General features: G+C 73.5%; 14 protein-coding genes. 4 read left to right on the top strand and 10 right to left on the bottom strand.

Going from position 1 to position 14,967, the window contains the following annotated elements:
• Positions 1–3: 3 nt before the first annotated feature.
• Positions 4–1,353 (bottom strand): glutaminase A, encoded by a 1,350-nt coding sequence (glsA, locus tag ACFVS9_RS16450; protein WP_389932847.1) that lies wholly within the window; start codon positions 1,351–1,353, stop codon positions 4–6.
• A gap of 64 nt (positions 1,354–1,417) precedes the next feature.
• Positions 1,418–1,570 carry a hypothetical protein gene (locus ACFVS9_RS16445; protein WP_383116283.1) on the bottom strand — a complete coding sequence of 51 codons (153 nt, stop codon included), beginning with the start codon at positions 1,568–1,570 and terminating at the stop codon, positions 1,418–1,420.
• Between the two features lie 135 nt (positions 1,571–1,705).
• On the opposite strand from ACFVS9_RS16445, the gene ACFVS9_RS16440 reads away from it, so the two are divergent.
• Together ACFVS9_RS16440 and ACFVS9_RS16435 are read left to right on the top strand one after the other, a co-directional pair.
• Positions 1,706–2,821 carry a chemotaxis protein gene (locus tag ACFVS9_RS16440; RefSeq protein ID WP_389932844.1) on the top strand — a complete coding sequence of 372 codons (1,116 nt, stop codon included), beginning with the start codon at positions 1,706–1,708 and terminating at the stop codon, positions 2,819–2,821.
• A gap of 111 nt (positions 2,822–2,932) precedes the next feature.
• On the top strand, positions 2,933–3,340 hold the full coding sequence (locus ACFVS9_RS16435) for a hypothetical protein (protein ID WP_389932841.1): 408 nt from the start codon (positions 2,933–2,935) through the stop codon (positions 3,338–3,340).
• 67 nt (positions 3,341–3,407) lie between these two features.
• On the opposite strand, the gene ACFVS9_RS16430 is transcribed toward ACFVS9_RS16435, so the two are convergent.
• From ACFVS9_RS16430 to ACFVS9_RS16395, 8 genes are all read right to left on the bottom strand, one after another.
• Positions 3,408–5,795 (bottom strand): phosphoketolase, encoded by a 2,388-nt coding sequence (locus tag ACFVS9_RS16430; protein ID WP_389932838.1) that lies wholly within the window; start codon positions 5,793–5,795, stop codon positions 3,408–3,410.
• A 106-nt stretch (positions 5,796–5,901) separates the two neighbouring features.
• Complete coding sequence (locus ACFVS9_RS16425) at positions 5,902–7,308, bottom strand: NADP-dependent succinic semialdehyde dehydrogenase (RefSeq protein WP_389932835.1); 1,407 nt, start codon at positions 7,306–7,308, stop codon at positions 5,902–5,904.
• A gap of 147 nt (positions 7,309–7,455) precedes the next feature.
• Positions 7,456–7,935: an ATP-binding protein gene (locus ACFVS9_RS16420; RefSeq protein WP_383113055.1), complete on the bottom strand. Its 480-nt coding sequence runs from the start codon at positions 7,933–7,935 to the stop codon at positions 7,456–7,458.
• Positions 7,936–8,089: 154 nt separating this feature from the next.
• Positions 8,090–10,186 (bottom strand): xanthine dehydrogenase family protein molybdopterin-binding subunit, encoded by a 2,097-nt coding sequence (locus ACFVS9_RS16415; RefSeq protein ID WP_389932832.1) that lies wholly within the window; start codon positions 10,184–10,186, stop codon positions 8,090–8,092.
• A gap of 40 nt (positions 10,187–10,226) precedes the next feature.
• Entirely contained in the window at positions 10,227–11,222 is a 996-nt protein-coding gene (locus ACFVS9_RS16410; RefSeq protein ID WP_383113053.1) for an FAD binding domain-containing protein, read from the bottom strand.
• Positions 11,219–11,791: a 2Fe-2S iron-sulfur cluster-binding protein gene (locus tag ACFVS9_RS16405; protein ID WP_383113052.1), complete on the bottom strand. Its 573-nt coding sequence runs from the start codon at positions 11,789–11,791 to the stop codon at positions 11,219–11,221. Before ACFVS9_RS16405 ends, ACFVS9_RS16410 begins: the two co-directional genes overlap by 4 nt.
• Before the next feature lie 34 nt (positions 11,792–11,825).
• Positions 11,826–12,221, bottom strand: a complete 396-nt coding sequence (locus ACFVS9_RS16400; RefSeq protein ID WP_383113051.1) for a hypothetical protein — start codon at positions 12,219–12,221, stop codon at positions 11,826–11,828.
• A gap of 323 nt (positions 12,222–12,544) precedes the next feature.
• Entirely contained in the window at positions 12,545–13,510 is a 966-nt protein-coding gene (locus ACFVS9_RS16395; protein ID WP_389932828.1) for an LLM class F420-dependent oxidoreductase, read from the bottom strand.
• Between the two features lie 88 nt (positions 13,511–13,598).
• Between ACFVS9_RS16395 and ACFVS9_RS16390 the strand changes: the two genes are divergently transcribed.
• Positions 13,599–13,931 carry a DUF6479 family protein gene (locus ACFVS9_RS16390; RefSeq protein WP_383113049.1) on the top strand — a complete coding sequence of 111 codons (333 nt, stop codon included), beginning with the start codon at positions 13,599–13,601 and terminating at the stop codon, positions 13,929–13,931.
• Between the two features lie 204 nt (positions 13,932–14,135).
• Positions 14,136–14,963: a VOC family protein gene (locus ACFVS9_RS16385; protein WP_383113048.1), complete on the top strand. Its 828-nt coding sequence runs from the start codon at positions 14,136–14,138 to the stop codon at positions 14,961–14,963.
• The last annotated feature ends 4 nt before the right edge of the window (positions 14,964–14,967 follow it).

The raw sequence follows: 14,967 nt of genomic DNA, 5'->3' as shown, positions 1-14,967 counted from the left end.
ACGTCACGGCCCGGCCGCCTCCCGCACGCAGTGTTCCGCGGCTTCCTCGCGGGAGGCGAAGCGCGGCAGGTCCTGGCCGGTCCGCTCGCGGACGAGGTCCGGGGGGCCCAGCCGGTCCCCCGGATCCACGACGGCCGCGCGCCGCCCCTCACGCGCGAGCCGGGACAGGCCGGCGTGCAGCAGCGCGAGCGCGTCGGAGTCGGCGCCGGTCACGTCACGCAGGTCGAGCACCACGGCGCCGGCCTCCTCCGGGCCCGCCTCGTCCAGGGCGTACAGCACGCGCTCGGCCGCGGTGAAGTCGAGGGCGCCCTGGGCGGCGACGACACCCACCCGCTCGCGCAGGGCGCGCTCACGGCGGCCGGAGGGCGCCCGGGGAAGCACGTCGGCGGTGGTGACCAGGGTGACGGTGGAGCCGGGCAGTGCCGGGTTCTTCATGAGGTGGAGCCCGAGGCGCTCCGAGAGCGCGCCGAACGCGGCGCGGCCGCGCACCGAGGTACCCGACGCGTCCAGCGGAGGACTGTAGGCGGCCAGGCCGAAGCGGGCGGGCCCCGCGGCGATGAGACCGCCCGAGACGCCGCTCTTGGCCGGGAGCCCGACCCTCAGCAGCCAGTCGCCGGAGGAGTCGTACATCCCGCAGGTCGCCATCACGGCGAGGACCTGGGCCGCGACCTCCGGGGGGACGACCTTCTCCCCGGTGACCGGGTTGACGCCGCCGTACGCCAGGGTCGCGGCCATCACGGCGAGATCGACGGCGGTGGCGCGCACCGCGCACTGCCGGAAGTAGGTGTCCACCGCGGCCACGGGGTCCACCGGCAGGGTGCCCGCGCTGCGGATCAGGTAGGCGAGCGCGCGGTTGCGGTCCCCGGTCGCGGCCTCGGAGGCGTGGACGTCCTCGTCGACCTCCAGCCTGCGCCCGGCGAAACGGCTCAGACAGGTCAGGATGCGCCCGAAGGCGGGCGCCTCACGGCTGTCGGGGACCAGGGCGGTGGTGACGATGGCGCCGGCGTTGACCATCGCGTTGGCGGGCCGCCCGGTGCCCGGTTCCAGGCTGATGGCGTTGAACGCCTCACCGCTCGGTTCGGCCCCCACCCAGCGGCCCACCTCGTCGAGGCCGAGGGAGGCGAGCGCGAGGGCGTAGACGAAGGGCTTGGACACCGACTGCAAGGTGAAGGGGGTGTCCGCGGCGCCGGCGCTGTAGGCGTGCCCGTCCATGCTGACGAGGGCGAGCCCGAAGTCCGCGGGGTCGGCCCTGGTCAACTCCGGGATGTAGTCGGCGCGTCGGCCTTCACGCAGACCGGCGAACCGCGCGTGGAGATCGCGCAGCGCGTCCGTGACGGCCTCGGAGGCGCTCACCGCGCACCCGCCCGGTGCGGCGGGGGCCCGGGCGCGGACCCCGGGGAGGGCGGCCCCGCCGCCCTCACGCCTCGTCGCCGGAGATCTCGCGCGGCCCGGCCCCGCGACGCGCGCCGGAGGCCGTGACGACCGCCTCCTCACGGAAGGCGCGCGGGGACGCTTCCACGCCCTCCGCACCCCCGGCCGTCCGGAGCTCCCCCGCAGTGGGCATGGCCATCGCTGCACCTCCGGAGACGAGAGGAATAACTCGCCCATATTAGGATCAAAAGGTATGAATTGACTCGTCGAACGACCCGCTCCGCACCAGAGGGCGGCCCCAGCACCGCGGACCCCGAACCCCCGGGAGGGAACGATGGATACGGACGCCCTGACGCCCGGCCTGCTACAGGAACTTCGCGCGACCAGGCCCTATCCGGCGCTGTCCCTGACGATGCCGACCCACCGCCGGGCCCCTGACAACACCCAGGACGCCGTCCGCCTGCGGAACCTCGTGGCCGAGGCCGGCAACCGGCTGGACGCCGATCCCCGGGTGTCCCAGGAGGCCCGGGCCGCGGTGAAGGCGCAGCTCGACCGCGCGGCGGCCGAGGTCGACCAGCGGCGCGCCCTGGAGTCCCTCGTCATCCTCGCCGACACCGACGAGTACCAGATCTGGCAGCTGCCGCGCACCGCGCCCGAACGAGTGGTCCTGAGCGACAGCTACCTCACCCGCAACCTGGTCGCGGCCAAGGCCGGGGCGCGTCCGTTCTGGGTCCTCAGCCTGTCCGCCGAGCACGCCTCCCTGTTCTCGGGCACCGGGGAAGGCCTGCGCCCGGAGCCGAGGGACGGGTTCCCGCTCACGGCACCGCACGAGGAGCCCAACCCGCAGCGCGAGGAGCGGATCGGCGACACCCCGAGCACGTACACGAACGAGGACACCCGCACCTTCCTGCGCTCGGCGGACGAGCAGCTGCGCGCCGTGCTGGCCGCCGATCCGCGCCCGCTGTTCCTGGTCGGCCTCGCCCCCGCCCTGTCCCTGCTCGACGAGGTGGGCGGGAGCGCGAAGCAGGCCGTCGGCAGGGTCGCGAAGGGGACGACGGCGGAGACGACCGCCCCCGAACTGCTCAAGGAGCTGGGCCCGGCCCTGGAGGACCGGCGGAAGCAGGCCGCCGCCCGGATCCAGGAGCGGCTCGACAACGCCCACAGCAGCAGGTCCTTCGCCGGCGGCCTCGACGAGGTGTGGCTCGCCGTACGGGAGGGCCGGGCGGGCCTGGTCGCGGTCGAGGAGCACTTCGTACGGACGGTCAGGGTCACCGACGGGCACCTGGAACCGGTGGGTCCCGACGTCACACCGGCCGAGGACGGCCAGGTCCGCGAGGACATCGTCGACGAGCTCGTCGAAGCGGCCCTGGACAAGGGGTGCGAGGTCGCCTTCGTCGCCGACGACTCCCTCGCGGACCACGGCAGGATCGCCGCCGTCCTGCGTTTCTGACCGCGTGTCCCTACGTGAGGATTATGTGAAGTTTGTCTAGATTTGGCGCTCCGAAGTCGGACTCTCGGCGCCGGTCTCACCGATCGCGCCGTGCACGAAGGAGAGCCATTCATGGACCGATTCAGGCGCGCGTCGGCGGCGGCCCTGCTGACGGCGGTGACGCTGTGCGGCGCGGTGGGCGCGGCGGCGGCGTCCTCCGGTGTCCCCGCACCGCCGTCCGGCGAGCGCGCGCACGACCTGGCGACGCGCCCGGCCCTCTCCGCCCACGCGACCGCGCGCGGTGTGGCGGCCTGGGAGGAGTTCCGCATCCACGGCTCCGCCCGGAACATCGGCTCCGGCACCCGGGTCACCCTCCAGCAGAAGCAGGGCGGGCGCTGGGTCGCCCTGCCCGCCACGGTCAGGACCGCCCGCACCGGCGAGTACAGCCTGCGCGTGAAGCTGGGCATCAGGGGTGAGAACCTCCTCCGGCTCGCCGGAGGAGGTGCGGTCTCACCGGTCGTCCGCATGGCCGTGAACTGAGCACCCTTCCCGCACACTCCGGCCGGCCCGCGTCCCCGCGGGCCGGCCGGAGTGCGTCGTGCCGGGGTCAGCCCTCCCAGACCCAGTCGGCGACCTCGGGCAGGTCGGTGCCGTGTTCCCGGATCCAGTCGTGGTGGCGGGTGCGGGCGTCCGCCATCGCCTGCCGGACGGCTACGGCGCGGATCCCCAGACCGGGAACCCGGTCGAGGACGTCCATGACCAGCCGGTAGCGGTCCAGGTCGTTGCGGACCACCATGTCGAACGGCGTGGTGGTGGTCCCCTCCTCCTTGTAGCCCCGGACGTGCAGATGGGCGTGTCCCGCGCGCCGGTAGGCGAGACGGTGCACCAGCCAGGGGTAGCCGTGGTACGCGAAGATCACCGGCTTGTCCCGGGTGAAGACGGAGTCGTACTCCGCGTCCGGCATCCCGTGCGGGTGCTCGTCGCGCGGCAGCAGCCGGGTCATGTCGACCACGTTGACCACCCGCACGGCGAGCTCCGGGAGGTGACGCCGCAGCAGGCCGGCCGCGGCCATCGTCTCCAGGGTGGGCACGTCCCCGGCACAGGCCAGTACGACGTCGGGCTCGCGGCTCCCGTCCTCGGTCCCGGCCCACTCCCACACCCCGGCCCCCCGGGCACAGTGCGCGCGGGCCTCGTCGAGGGTGAGCCAGTCGAAGCCGGGCTGCTTGCCGGCAACGATCACGTTGACGTAGTCCCGGCTGCGCAGCACGTGGTCGGCGGTGGACAGCAGCGTGTTGGCGTCCGGCGGCAGGTAGACCCGGACGACCTCGGGGCTCTTGTTCAGGATGTGGTCGACGAAGCCGGGGTCCTGGTGCGAGAAGCCGTTGTGGTCCTGCCGCCAGACGTGCGAGGTGAGGAGGTAGTTCAGCGAGGCGACGGGCGCGCGCCAGTGCAGCCTGCGCGAGGTGCGCAGCCACTTGATGTGCTGGTTGACCATCGAGTCGACGATGTGGGCGAAGGCCTCGTACGAGGAGAACAGGCCGTGGCGCCCGGTGAGCAGGTACCCCTCCAGCCATCCCTGGCAGAGGTGTTCCGAGAGCACTTCCATCACCCGGCCGTCGCGGGCCAGGTGTTCGTCGGTCGGCAGGATCTCCGCCTGCCAGGCCTTGCCGGTCGCCCCGTAGAGCGCGCCCAGGCGGTTGGACTCGGTCTCGTCGGGGCCCACCACGCGGAAGTCCCTGCGGCCGGCGGTGGCCGCCATGACGTCTTCGAGCAGTCCGCCCAGGACCCGGGTCGGCTCGTGCAGGACGGTCCCCGGCCTGTCGACCCGCACCGCGTGGTCCTCCAGCGGAGGGAGCGGCAGGTCCCGCAGGAGCAGCCCGCCGTTGGCGTACGGCGTCGCACCGAGCCGGGCCGGTCCTTCGGGGACGCACTCCAGGACCTGGGCGGTGGGCCGGCCCTCGGGGTCGAAGAGCTCCCCGGGCCGGTAGGAGCGCATCCACTCCTCGAGCAGGCGCAGGTGTTCGGGGTTCTCCCGGACGCCGGGCAGCGGGACCTGGTGGGCGCGCCAGGTGTTCTCGACGGGCAGCCCGTCCACGTCCGCGGGCCCGGTCCAGCCCTTGGGGGTGCGCAGCACGATCATCGGCCAGCGGGGGCGTACGGCCGTACCCCCGGTGCGGGCCGCGCGCTGGTACTCCTCGATGCGGTCCACGGCCAGGTCCATCGCGGCGGCCAGGGCGCGGTGGACCACGGCGGGCTCGTCCCCCGCGACGTACACGGGATCGTGGCCGTAGCCCCGCAGGAGCGCGTCGAGTTCGTCCTCGGGCAGCCGGGCGAGGACCGTCGGGTTCGCGATCTTGTATCCGTTGAGGTGGAGGATCGGCAGCACCGCCCCGTCGTGGACGGGGTCGAGGAACTTGTTGGAGTGCCAGGACGCGGCCAGCGGGCCCGTCTCCGCCTCCCCGTCCCCGACGACGCAGGCGACCAGGAGGTCGGGGTGGTCGAAGGCGGCGCCGTAGGCATGGGTGAGCGCGTATCCCAGTTCGCCGCCCTCGTGGATGGAACCCGGGGTCTCCGGGGCCACGTGGCTGGGAACACCGCCGGGGAAGGAGAACTGCTTGAACAGCGCCGCCATTCCGGCGCGGTCGCGGCCGACGTCGGGGTACGTCTCGCCGTAGCTGCCCTCCAGCCAGGAGTTGGCGAGGACGGCGGGGCCGCCGTGGCCCGGCCCCCAGACGCAGAGCGCCTTCCGCTTCCGCCTCCTGATGATCCGGTTGAGATGGGTGTGGACCAGGTTCAGCCCGGGCGAGGTCCCCCAGTGGCCGAGCAGCCGCGGTTTGATGTGCTCGGGGGCCAGCGGCTCCTCCAGGAGGGGGTTGGCCATCAGGTAGATCTGGCCGACCGCCAGGTAGTTGGCGGCGCGCCAGTGCGCGTCGAGTGCGGCGATCTCGGTGTCGGACGGGGCGGAGGTCCCGGACGGTGTTCGGGCGTCGGTCATGAGGCGTCTCCCTGAGGCGTGGCGAGGGGTGTCCGGATCCTGGGCCTCCTGTTCGGGCCGCGCCCGGCCCGTGTGCCCCGGTCCGGCCCGGTCCGGACGCGGGACCCTAACGGGCGTCCTGGTCCGGCCCGTACCAGACGGTGGTGGCGTTGCAGAACTCGCGGATGCCGTGGCCCGCAAGCTCGCGCCCGTATCCGGAGCGCTTCACCCCGCCGAACGGCAGCGCGGGGTGGGAGGCGGTCATGCCGTTGAAGAAGACGCCGCCGGCCTCCAGGTCGCGTACGCAGCGGTCCATCTCGCCCTGATCGCGCGTCCAGACGTTGGAACTGAGCCCGAAGGGGGTGTCGTTGGCGAGGGACAGCGCCTCGTCGAGGTCGGCCGCCCGGTAGAGCGTCGCCACCGGGCCGAAGGTCTCCTCACGGTGGATGCGCATGTCCGGGGTGATGCCGGTGAGGACGGTGGGCCGGTAGAACCAGCCACGGTCCAGGCCCTCGGGCCGCCCGCCCCCGCACAGCGCCCCCGCACCCTTGCCGAGGGCGTCCTCCACGAGTTCCTCCAGGTCGGTGCGGCCCTGTTCGCTGGAGAGCGGGCCCACGTCGGTGGACTCGTCCAGGGGGTCCCCGACCGTCAGGGCGCGCATCCCCTCGGTGAACCGCTCGGCGAACGCGTCGTACACGTCCGCGTGCACGATGAAGCGCTTGGCGGCGATGCAGGACTGGCCGTTGTTCTGGACACGGGCCGTGACCGCCGTCGCGGCGGCCTTCCCGACGTCCGCCGAGGGCAGGACGACGAAGGGGTCGCTGCCGCCGAGCTCCAGCACGGTCTTCTTCACCTCGTCGCCCGCGACGGAGGCGACCGCGCGGCCCGCCGGTTCGCTGCCGGTGAGGGTCGCCGCCGCGACCCGTGGATCGCGCAGGACCGACTCGACGGCGCCCGAGCCGATGAGGAGCGTCTGGAAGCAGCCTGCGGGGAATCCGGCCCTGGTGAACAGGTCCTCCAGGTACAGGGCGGTCTGCGGCACGTTCGAGGCGTGTTTGAGCAGGCCGGTGTTGCCCGCCATCAGCGCGGGCGCGGCGAAGCGCATGACCTGCCAGAGCGGGAAGTTCCACGGCATCACGGCGAGGACGACGCCCAGGGGCCGGTAGTGCACCCGTGCGCGGGAGGCGCCGGAGTCCTTGACGTCGGCGTCGTCGGGGTGCTCGTCGGCGAGCAGGCGCTCGGCGTTGGCCGCGTACCAGCGCATCGCCTTGGCGCACTTGGCGGCCTCCGCGCGGGCGGCCTTGACCGGCTTGCCCATCTCGGTGGTCATGGTGCGGGCGATGTCCTGCTGGTCCTCGTCGAGGAGGTCGGCGGCCCGGTTCAGCAGGCGGGACCGCTCGGCGAAGGCCGTGGTCCGGTAGGCGCGGAACGCGTGGTGCGCGGCGTCGATCCTGCGCTCGGTCTCCCGCGCGTCCAGTGCGTCGAATGTCCTGAGCGTCTCGCCGTTCGCGGGATTGACCGTGGCGATGGGCATGGCAGTGTCTCCTTGCGTCGTCCTTCGACCGTCGCGCGCGCCGCGGTGCGCGACGCGGACCCCTCACGCACGCGTACCCGGCCGGCGCGGATCATGTGTGCCTCGGGCACACCGTCCGCGCCGGCCGGGCCGGCACCGGGTTGTGGGTCACACGAGTTCGGCGACCGGGCCGCTGTCGGCGACCGGAGCGCCGAGGAACGTACGGCCGTCGGGGAGCGGTGTCCGCGGGAGCAGCCCGGTGGTGCACGGGGCCTCCGCGTAGCGCGTGAACCACACGACCTTGCCGTCGGTGGTCCTGCACGTGCCCCAGCTGTCGCTCAGGGCCATCACGCGGCTCAGGCCGCCGCCACCGCCGTCGAGCAGCCGGGGCATCCGCGGGTCGTCGTCCGCCACGGACACCGTCAGGTGCCGACCGGACCAGCGGAGCTCCAGGACGCACCGGCTGCCGTCGCCGAGATGTCGCCGGACGTTCGCCAGGAGCTCCTCGGCGGCCCGGCACACCGGCCGGACGTGCAGTTCGAGACTCCAGTGGCGAAGGTGCGCGGCCACGATGCGCCGCAGCTGGGAAACGCGCTCTGCCGACACCTGCAGTTCGACCAGATAGTGCCGGTCGAGTGGAACGGTCATCGTTGGGGCTCCTCACGGCGAGGCTCATGTGCTCCACCCCCGCTCGAATCGACGACCCCCGAACACGACGCGTGAGCACTGATCACTTCTGGGTCACTCATCAGGGTGACCCGCGGGGGCCGGTCGCGCAACCGAGGGGCCCGTGCGGCGGGTGTCACGGCAGGTAGGGCAGCACCTTGTCGGGGGTGAGGGGGAGTTCGCGCAGCCGGGCGCCGGTGGCGTGGCGCACGGCGTTCCCGATGGCGGCCGCGGTGCCGACGATGCCGATCTCCCCGATGCCCTTGCTGCCCATGGGGTTGAGGTGCGGATCGTCCTCGTCGATCCAGTGCGCCTGGATGTCGGGGACGTCCGCGCAGGACGGCACGTGGTAGGAGGCCAGGTCGTTCTCGGTGAAGTCGCCGAAGACCGGGTCCATGGTGCTGCCCTCGGTGAGGGCCATACCGAGCCCCATGACCATGCCGCCGATGAACTGCGACCGCGCCGTACGGGAGTTGAGGATGCGTCCGGCGGCGTACACGCCGAGCAGTCTGCGCACCCGCACCTCGCCCGTGAGGGAGTCGACGGCCACCTCGGCGAAGTGGGCGCCGAAGGCGTGCCGCGCGTACGGCGATTCCCGCGCCGTCTCCTCACCGGTGTCGGCGGTGACGGTGATGCCCCGGGGCGGGAGCGGACCGGTGTGCTCCGCGAGCCGGCGCACCAGCTCGGTGGCGGCCTTGTGCACCGCGGACCCCCAGGAGGCGGTGCCCGAGGAGCCGCCCGCGACGGGCGCGGGCGGCAGGTCGCTGCTGCCGATGTCGGTCCGTACGTTCTCGGGGGCGGTGCCCAGGACCGAGGCGGCGATCTGCGCCAGGACGGTCCGGGCGCCGGTCCCGATGTCGGTGGCGTTGACCCTGACGCGGTAGGAGCCGTCCGGGGCGGCGTGCGCGGACGCCACGGCCTTCGAGACGAGGACGGGATACGTCGCCGAGGCCACGCCGGTACCGAGGAGCCAGGGCCCCTCCTCCCGGGTGGCGGGCTGCGGGTCCCGGCCCTGCCAGCCGAAGCGCCGGGCGCCCTCGCGGAGGCAGGCCGCGAGGTTGCGGCTGCTGAAGGGGCGCCCGCTGTCGGGTTCGGCGGGCGGCTCGTTGCGCAGCCTCAGCTCGACCGGGTCGATCCCCAGGGCGCAGGCCAGTTCGTCCATGGCGGACTCCAGGGCGTACATGCCCGAGGCCTCCCCCGGCGCGCGCATCCAGGACGGGCTGGGCACGTCGAGTGCCACCACCCGGTGCCCGGTGCGGCTGTGGGGCGAGGCGTACATGACGCGGGCGGGAACGGCCGCCTGCTCGACGAATTCCTTGATCCGCGAGGTCTGCGTGACGATCTCGTGGGACACGCTGGTGAGCACGCCGTCGCGGCCGGCCCCCAGCCGCACCCGTTGCAGGGTGGGGGCGCGGTGGCCGACGACCGCCGCCATGTACCGCCGGGGCAGGGCGAGCTGGACCGTGAGGCCGGTGTGCCGTGCGGCCATCGCCGCGAGGACGCACTGGGGGCGTGGGGTGCCCTTGGAGCCGAAGCCGCCGCCGACGTGTTCGGAGATGACGGTGACGTGTTCCCGGTCGAGGCCGAGGACCTTGGCGAGGCCGTCGCGCACGGCGGTCGATCCCTGGCTGGAGTCGTGGACGGTGAGGTGCCCGTCGGCCCACCGGGCGGTGGCGGCGTGCGGTTCCATGGGGTGGTTGTGCAGTCCCCCCAGTGTGTAGGTGGCGTCGATCCGCACGGGGGCGGCGTCGAAGGCGCGCAGGGCGTCGCCCCGTTCGCGCAGGCCGGGATGGCCGCCGTTCGCCTCCTCGGGGGTGTAGAGGCCCGGGTGGTCCGCGGTGAGGACGACGTCGTGCCCGGTGGTGGCGTACTCGACGTACACGGCCTCCGCGCCGGCCCGGGCGGCCTCCGGACTCCCGGCCAGGACGAGGGCGACCGGCCAGCCCCGGTGCGGCACCCGGCCGTTCTGGAGGACGGCGAGGATCGGGTCGTCGGGTTCCTCCAGCCGTGGCGCGTTGTCATGGGTCAGGACGGTGTGCACCCCGGGCACGGACAGCGCGTCGGCGGTGCGGATCGCGGTGACGTGCCCGCCCGGGACGGCGGCGGGCACGATCCAGCCGTACAGACAGCCCGGCGCGGTGTGCTCGGCGGCGTAGCGGGCGGTGCCGGTGACCTTGTCCCGGCCTTCGCGGCGGAGTACGGGCGCGCCCGGTACCTGGGGGGAGTCGCTCATGACGGAAGTCCTCGGTTCGTCGGGACGTGCGGCCGGCGGATCAGGCGGGCTGGGCCCGGTGCGTGAGTTCGGCGAGGGCGCCGACGGCCAGCCTGCGGGCCAGCTCCACCTTGAACCCGTTCTCGCGCAGCGGCCTGGCCGCCCGGAGTTCGGCGTCCACCGCGCGGGCGAAGGTCTCCTCGGTCGCGGGAGCGCCGCGCATCAGGTCCTCGGCCACCCTCGCCCGCCACGGACGGTGCGCGAGTCCGCCGAAGGCGAGCGAGACACGGTCGGCGTGTCCGTCGCGCACGCTCAGGACGGCGGCGACGGAGGCCAGGGCGAAGGCGTACGAGGCGCGGTCGCGGGCCTTGCGGTAGAGGGAGGAGGCACCGGTGGCGGGTGGCGGCAGCACCACCTCGGTGATCAGCTCGCCGGGGCGGATCACCGTGTCCTGGTCCGGGTTGTCGCCGGGCAGCCGGTGGAAGTCGGTCACGGGCACGGTCCGCGTCCCCTCGGGTCCGTGCAGCGTCACGGTGGCGTCGAGGGCGGCCAGGGCGACGGCCATGTCCGAGGGGTGGGTGGCGACGCAGTCCTGCGAGTGGCCCAGGACGGCGAGATCGCGGTGCGCCCCCTCCCTGGCCGGGCAGCCGGAACCGGGAAGCCGCTTGTTGCAGGGCTTGGAGACGTCCTGGAAGTACGGGCACCGGGTGCGCTGGAGCAGGTTGCCGCCGGTGGTGGCGGTGTTGCGGAGCTGTCCGGACGCACCGGCCAGCAGGGCCTGCGACAGGGCGGGGTAGCCGGCCCGGACGTCGGGGTGCGCGGCGAGGTCGCTGTTGCGTACGGTCGCGCCGATCCGCAGACCGCCGTCGTCGGTCCGTGCCGTGCGGTCCAGCGGCAGCCGGCTGACGTCCACGAGCAGCCCGGGCGACTCCACCCCGAGCTTCATCAGGTCGACGAGGTTGGTGCCGCCGCCGAGGAAGCGTGCGCCGGGGTGCCCGGCGCCGGCGCGGACGGCCTCGGCGACGGAGGCGGGGCGCAGGTAGGCGAAGGGCTTCACGGTGCCACGTCCTCGATCGCGTCGACGATGTGCGGGTAGGCGCCGCACCGGCAGAGGTTGCCGCTCATCCGCTCACGGATCTCTTCCCTGCCGAGCGCGGCCGGCCCTTCGGCGGCGAGGGCCGCCGGCGGGGTGACGTGCGAGGGGAAGCCGTCGGCGGCCTCAGCGAGCATGCCGGCCGCGGAACAGATCTGCCCGGGGGTGCAGTAGCCGCACTGGAGCGCGTCCCTCTCCAGGAAGGCCGCCTGCAACGGGTGCAGCCGGTCCCCCTCGGCCAGTCCTTCGACGGTGGTGATGTGGGCGTCCGCCTGGGCGACGGCCAGCAGCAGGCAGCTGTTGGCCCGCCGTCCCTCGACGAGCACGGTGCAGGCTCCGCACTGGCCGTGGTCGCAGCCCTTCTTGGCGCCGGTGAGTCCCAGGTGTTCCCTCAGCGCGTCCAGCACGGTGGTGCGGTGGTCGAGCGTCAGGGTCCGTGCGGTGCCGTTGACGTGCAGGGTGAAGGTGGAACGGTCGTCGGGAGTCGGCATCCGGGCCGCTTCCGCGTCGACGGTGCGCGGGGTGGCGTTCATGGGCGCGTACCTTCCGGGTTCGGTGGTGTGGTCCTCACGCGGGCCGGTGGCTCTCCAGGCGCAGCCGGATCTCCTGCTCCTGGTCGCCCGCAGCCGTTCCGACGAGCCGGACGGCGAACGAGTCCGCCAGGTGCCTGCGGAGCTGGTCGACGGCCCAGTAGCCGCCCTGCGCGTCGACCATCACGGGCACGGAGAGCCGCGCGGGGCCCGCACCGGGCTTCACCCCGGTGACGTCCACGGTCGCCGTCCACACGGTGGGGCGGACGTCCGACTCCTCCTCGGGGGTGTCGCTCGCCGGGCGGTCGGAGTCGAAGGAGCGGCGCAGGACGTCGAACACCGTGCGCGCGTCCTCCTTCGGGCAGCCGGTCACCGCCACCACGACATCGCCGCTCTCCTGGTGTGCGTGCGCTGGTTGCTGCGTGCTGTTCACCCTGGGTTCCTTTCGGTGGGAGCACGGTGGACGCCGGCCGGTCCCCCGCCGGGCGCCGACCGTGTGTACGCGGTCCGGCCGCACGAGGCCGGGCCCGGTGAGGAACTGCTCGATCAGGTGGTTCTCCTCGTGCCGAGGTGGCTCCGCCGGGCCGGCGACAACCGTCGTGCGCGCTTCCGCACACCGTCGTACTGGTTCCAGGCTCACCCCCCGGCTCCCTGTCGGCGACACGAGCGACGGCCCGGACGGGCGGGCGCGAGGGATCACCGGCCCGGTGGGCGGCGGGAACGTGCGGCCTGCCCCCGCCGGGGGCGGGCCGCCGCCTACAGCTCGCGCAGCGCCGGCAGGAGCGTGCTGCGGGCCCATTCGATGAAGGGCCGCTGGTGGGCCCCGCCGATCTGGACGAGGGCCACCTCGGTGAATCCGGCCTCGCTGTAGGGGCGCACGGCCTCGACGAACGCCTCGACGTCCGGTCCGCACGGGATCGATCCGGCGATGTCCTCCTCGCGGACGAAGCGGGTCGCCTGGTCGAACGCGTCGGGTCCCGGCAGTTCCGAGTTGACCTTCCAGCCGCCCAACGACCAGCGGAACTGGTCGTGGGCGCGGGCGACAGCGGCGTCCCGGTCGGTGTCGTAGCAGACGGGCACCTGGCCCACCCGGGGCTTCCCCGCCCCGCCGTGCCGGTCGAACGCGCCGAGCAGCTCCTCCTTGGGCTCCGTCGCGATGACCAGGTCGCCCAGCCTGCCCGCGAGTGCGCAGGACCGTTCCCCGGACACCGCGATGCCGAGGGGGACGGGCTGCTCGGGCAGGTCCCACACCTTGGCGTTCTCCACGTCGAAATGGGTGCCGTGGTGGGTGACGTGGCCGCCGTCCAGGAGCGCGCGGATGATGTGGACGGCCTCCTCGAGCTTCTCCAGTCGGACGTGGGGGGAGGGCCAGCCGGCGCCGACGACGTGTTCGTTGAGGCTCTCACCGGATCCCAGGCCGAGCCGGAAGCGGCCCTCGGCGAGCAGTTGGAGCGTCGCCGCCTTCTGTGCGACGACCGCCGGGTGGTAGCGGGTCGTCGGGCAGGTCACGTAGGTCATCAGCGGGATGCTGGACGTGGCCTGCGCCGCCGCTCCCAGGACGGACCAGGCGTAGGGCGCGTGTCCCTGGGACGCCAGCCAGGGGAAGTAGTGGTCGGAGCTGACGGAGAAGTCGAAACCGGCCGCCTCCGCCGCGACCACGTCCTCGACGAGGGCCCTGGGACCCGCTTGCTCGGTCATCATCGTGTAGCCGATTTGAACCATATGAAACACATTTACCGTGACATCGCCATAAAACATGAATTCATGTCAATGGCTGTCTGCGCTCGGTTCCCCGGGGTATGCGCCATGCATGGACGTAACGAACGGAGCAAGCGGCACGCTCGCCGCCACCCTCGCCGACGGCCGGGGCGCGGTGGGCGTGCTCCTGGGCATCGTGGGGCTGGCCGTGGTGATTCTCCTGATCGGCGCCTTCTGGTGGGGCATGCGGCGCCGGGACAGGGAATCCCCGCCGCCCCGCCCCGAGGAGCAGCCGCACCGGCCTGATCACCGTACGGAGATCCTGGAGAGCGACAAGCACGGCTCGGACAGCTTTCCCGAGGACGGCCGGGCCCTTTCGCCGTACGAGCTCGGCGACCACGGCAACGAGGTGATCCCGCCCGACACCGAGCGCCCGCGCGACTGACGGCCGTGCCACCGGAGCCGGACGGGACCCTTCACGGGTCCGGGCCCCGCCCGGTGGCACGCGGTGTGAACAGGCCTCCCCGGCGGCCGCGCTCCGGCGCGGCCGCCGCGCCGCGTGTTGCGGGAGTCGCCGCGGCGCATGAGGCTGGTGCTGGCCGCGCGGCACCGAAGAAGTCATGCCGCAGAACCGATAGGGCAGTGGACCATGACTCCTGGTGATCCGCGGACCGCGCCGGAACCGGCGGTGCTCAGCGGTGCGAGCGCCCCGTGCTGGGTCCACCTGGTGACCCGCGACCTGGCGGACGCGCAGCTCTTCTACGGTGCCGTTCTCGGCTGGACGTTCCGCCCGGGGCCGCTGGGCAGGGACTTCGTGATGGCGCGTTCCGGCGGGGTGCCCGTGGCGGGCATCGGGGCGGTCGCGTCCGCCTACCAGGTGGCCGTCGCCTGGATGCCGTACTTCTCGGTGCGGGACGCCGACATCGTCTCCGCCCGGATCCGCGAGCGCAGCGGGACCGTGGCGGTGGGGCCGCTGACCGTCGGGCAGGGCCGCGCGGTCCTGGCCGCCGACCGGGACGGCGCGTCCTTCGGCGCCTGGGAGTGGACCGGACGCGCGGCCACCCTCGCGCCGTCCGGGAACCGGGCGCACGCCTGGCTCCGGCTGCGCACCAGGGACGCCTTCGACGCCGCGATCTTCTACGGCGAGGTCCTCGGCTGGGAGAGCGGGGAGCCCGGGGGCTGCGAGGTGGCGTACGTGAAGGAGGAGGTGCTCGTACGCTGCAACGGGCGCCCCCTGGCACGGATCAGCTCCGGTGCGGTGGAGGCCGCACCCGACCCCCAGGTGCGCCCGCACTGGCAGGTGCAGTTCCCGGTGCCCGACGTGGACGCGACGGTCCGCGCCGCGGAGCGCAACGGCGGGACCGTGATGGAACGGCGCGACGTGCGGCACGGCAGCGAGGCGACGCTGCGGGACCCGGACGGCGGGCTCTTCACCGTGACGGACGTACGCGGTCCGGCCGACGTGGACGAGGCCTGACGAG

Source organism: Streptomyces sp. NPDC058008 (assembly GCF_042886395.1).
Taxonomy (GTDB): domain Bacteria; phylum Actinomycetota; class Actinomycetes; order Streptomycetales; family Streptomycetaceae; genus Streptomyces.
This window is presented reverse-complemented; position numbering and strand designations above follow the sequence as displayed.

Coding starts and splice junctions, on each gene's coding strand:
- ACFVS9_RS16445 (WP_383116283.1), bottom strand. CDS start 1,570: ATGGCCATGCCCACTGCGGGGGAGCTCCGGACGGCCGGGGGTGCGGAG.
- ACFVS9_RS16440 (WP_389932844.1), top strand. CDS start 1,706: ATGGATACGGACGCCCTGACGCCCGGCCTGCTACAGGAACTTCGCGCG.
- ACFVS9_RS16435 (WP_389932841.1), top strand. CDS start 2,933: ATGGACCGATTCAGGCGCGCGTCGGCGGCGGCCCTGCTGACGGCGGTG.
- ACFVS9_RS16430 (WP_389932838.1), bottom strand. CDS start 5,795: ATGACCGACGCCCGAACACCGTCCGGGACCTCCGCCCCGTCCGACACC.
- ACFVS9_RS16425 (WP_389932835.1), bottom strand. CDS start 7,308: ATGCCCATCGCCACGGTCAATCCCGCGAACGGCGAGACGCTCAGGACA.
- ACFVS9_RS16420 (WP_383113055.1), bottom strand. CDS start 7,935: ATGACCGTTCCACTCGACCGGCACTATCTGGTCGAACTGCAGGTGTCG.
- ACFVS9_RS16415 (WP_389932832.1), bottom strand. CDS start 10,186: ATGAGCGACTCCCCCCAGGTACCGGGCGCGCCCGTACTCCGCCGCGAA.
- ACFVS9_RS16405 (WP_383113052.1), bottom strand. CDS start 11,791: ATGAACGCCACCCCGCGCACCGTCGACGCGGAAGCGGCCCGGATGCCG.
- ACFVS9_RS16395 (WP_389932828.1), bottom strand. CDS start 13,510: ATGGTTCAAATCGGCTACACGATGATGACCGAGCAAGCGGGTCCCAGG.
- ACFVS9_RS16390 (WP_383113049.1), top strand. CDS start 13,599: ATGGACGTAACGAACGGAGCAAGCGGCACGCTCGCCGCCACCCTCGCC.
- ACFVS9_RS16385 (WP_383113048.1), top strand. CDS start 14,136: ATGACTCCTGGTGATCCGCGGACCGCGCCGGAACCGGCGGTGCTCAGC.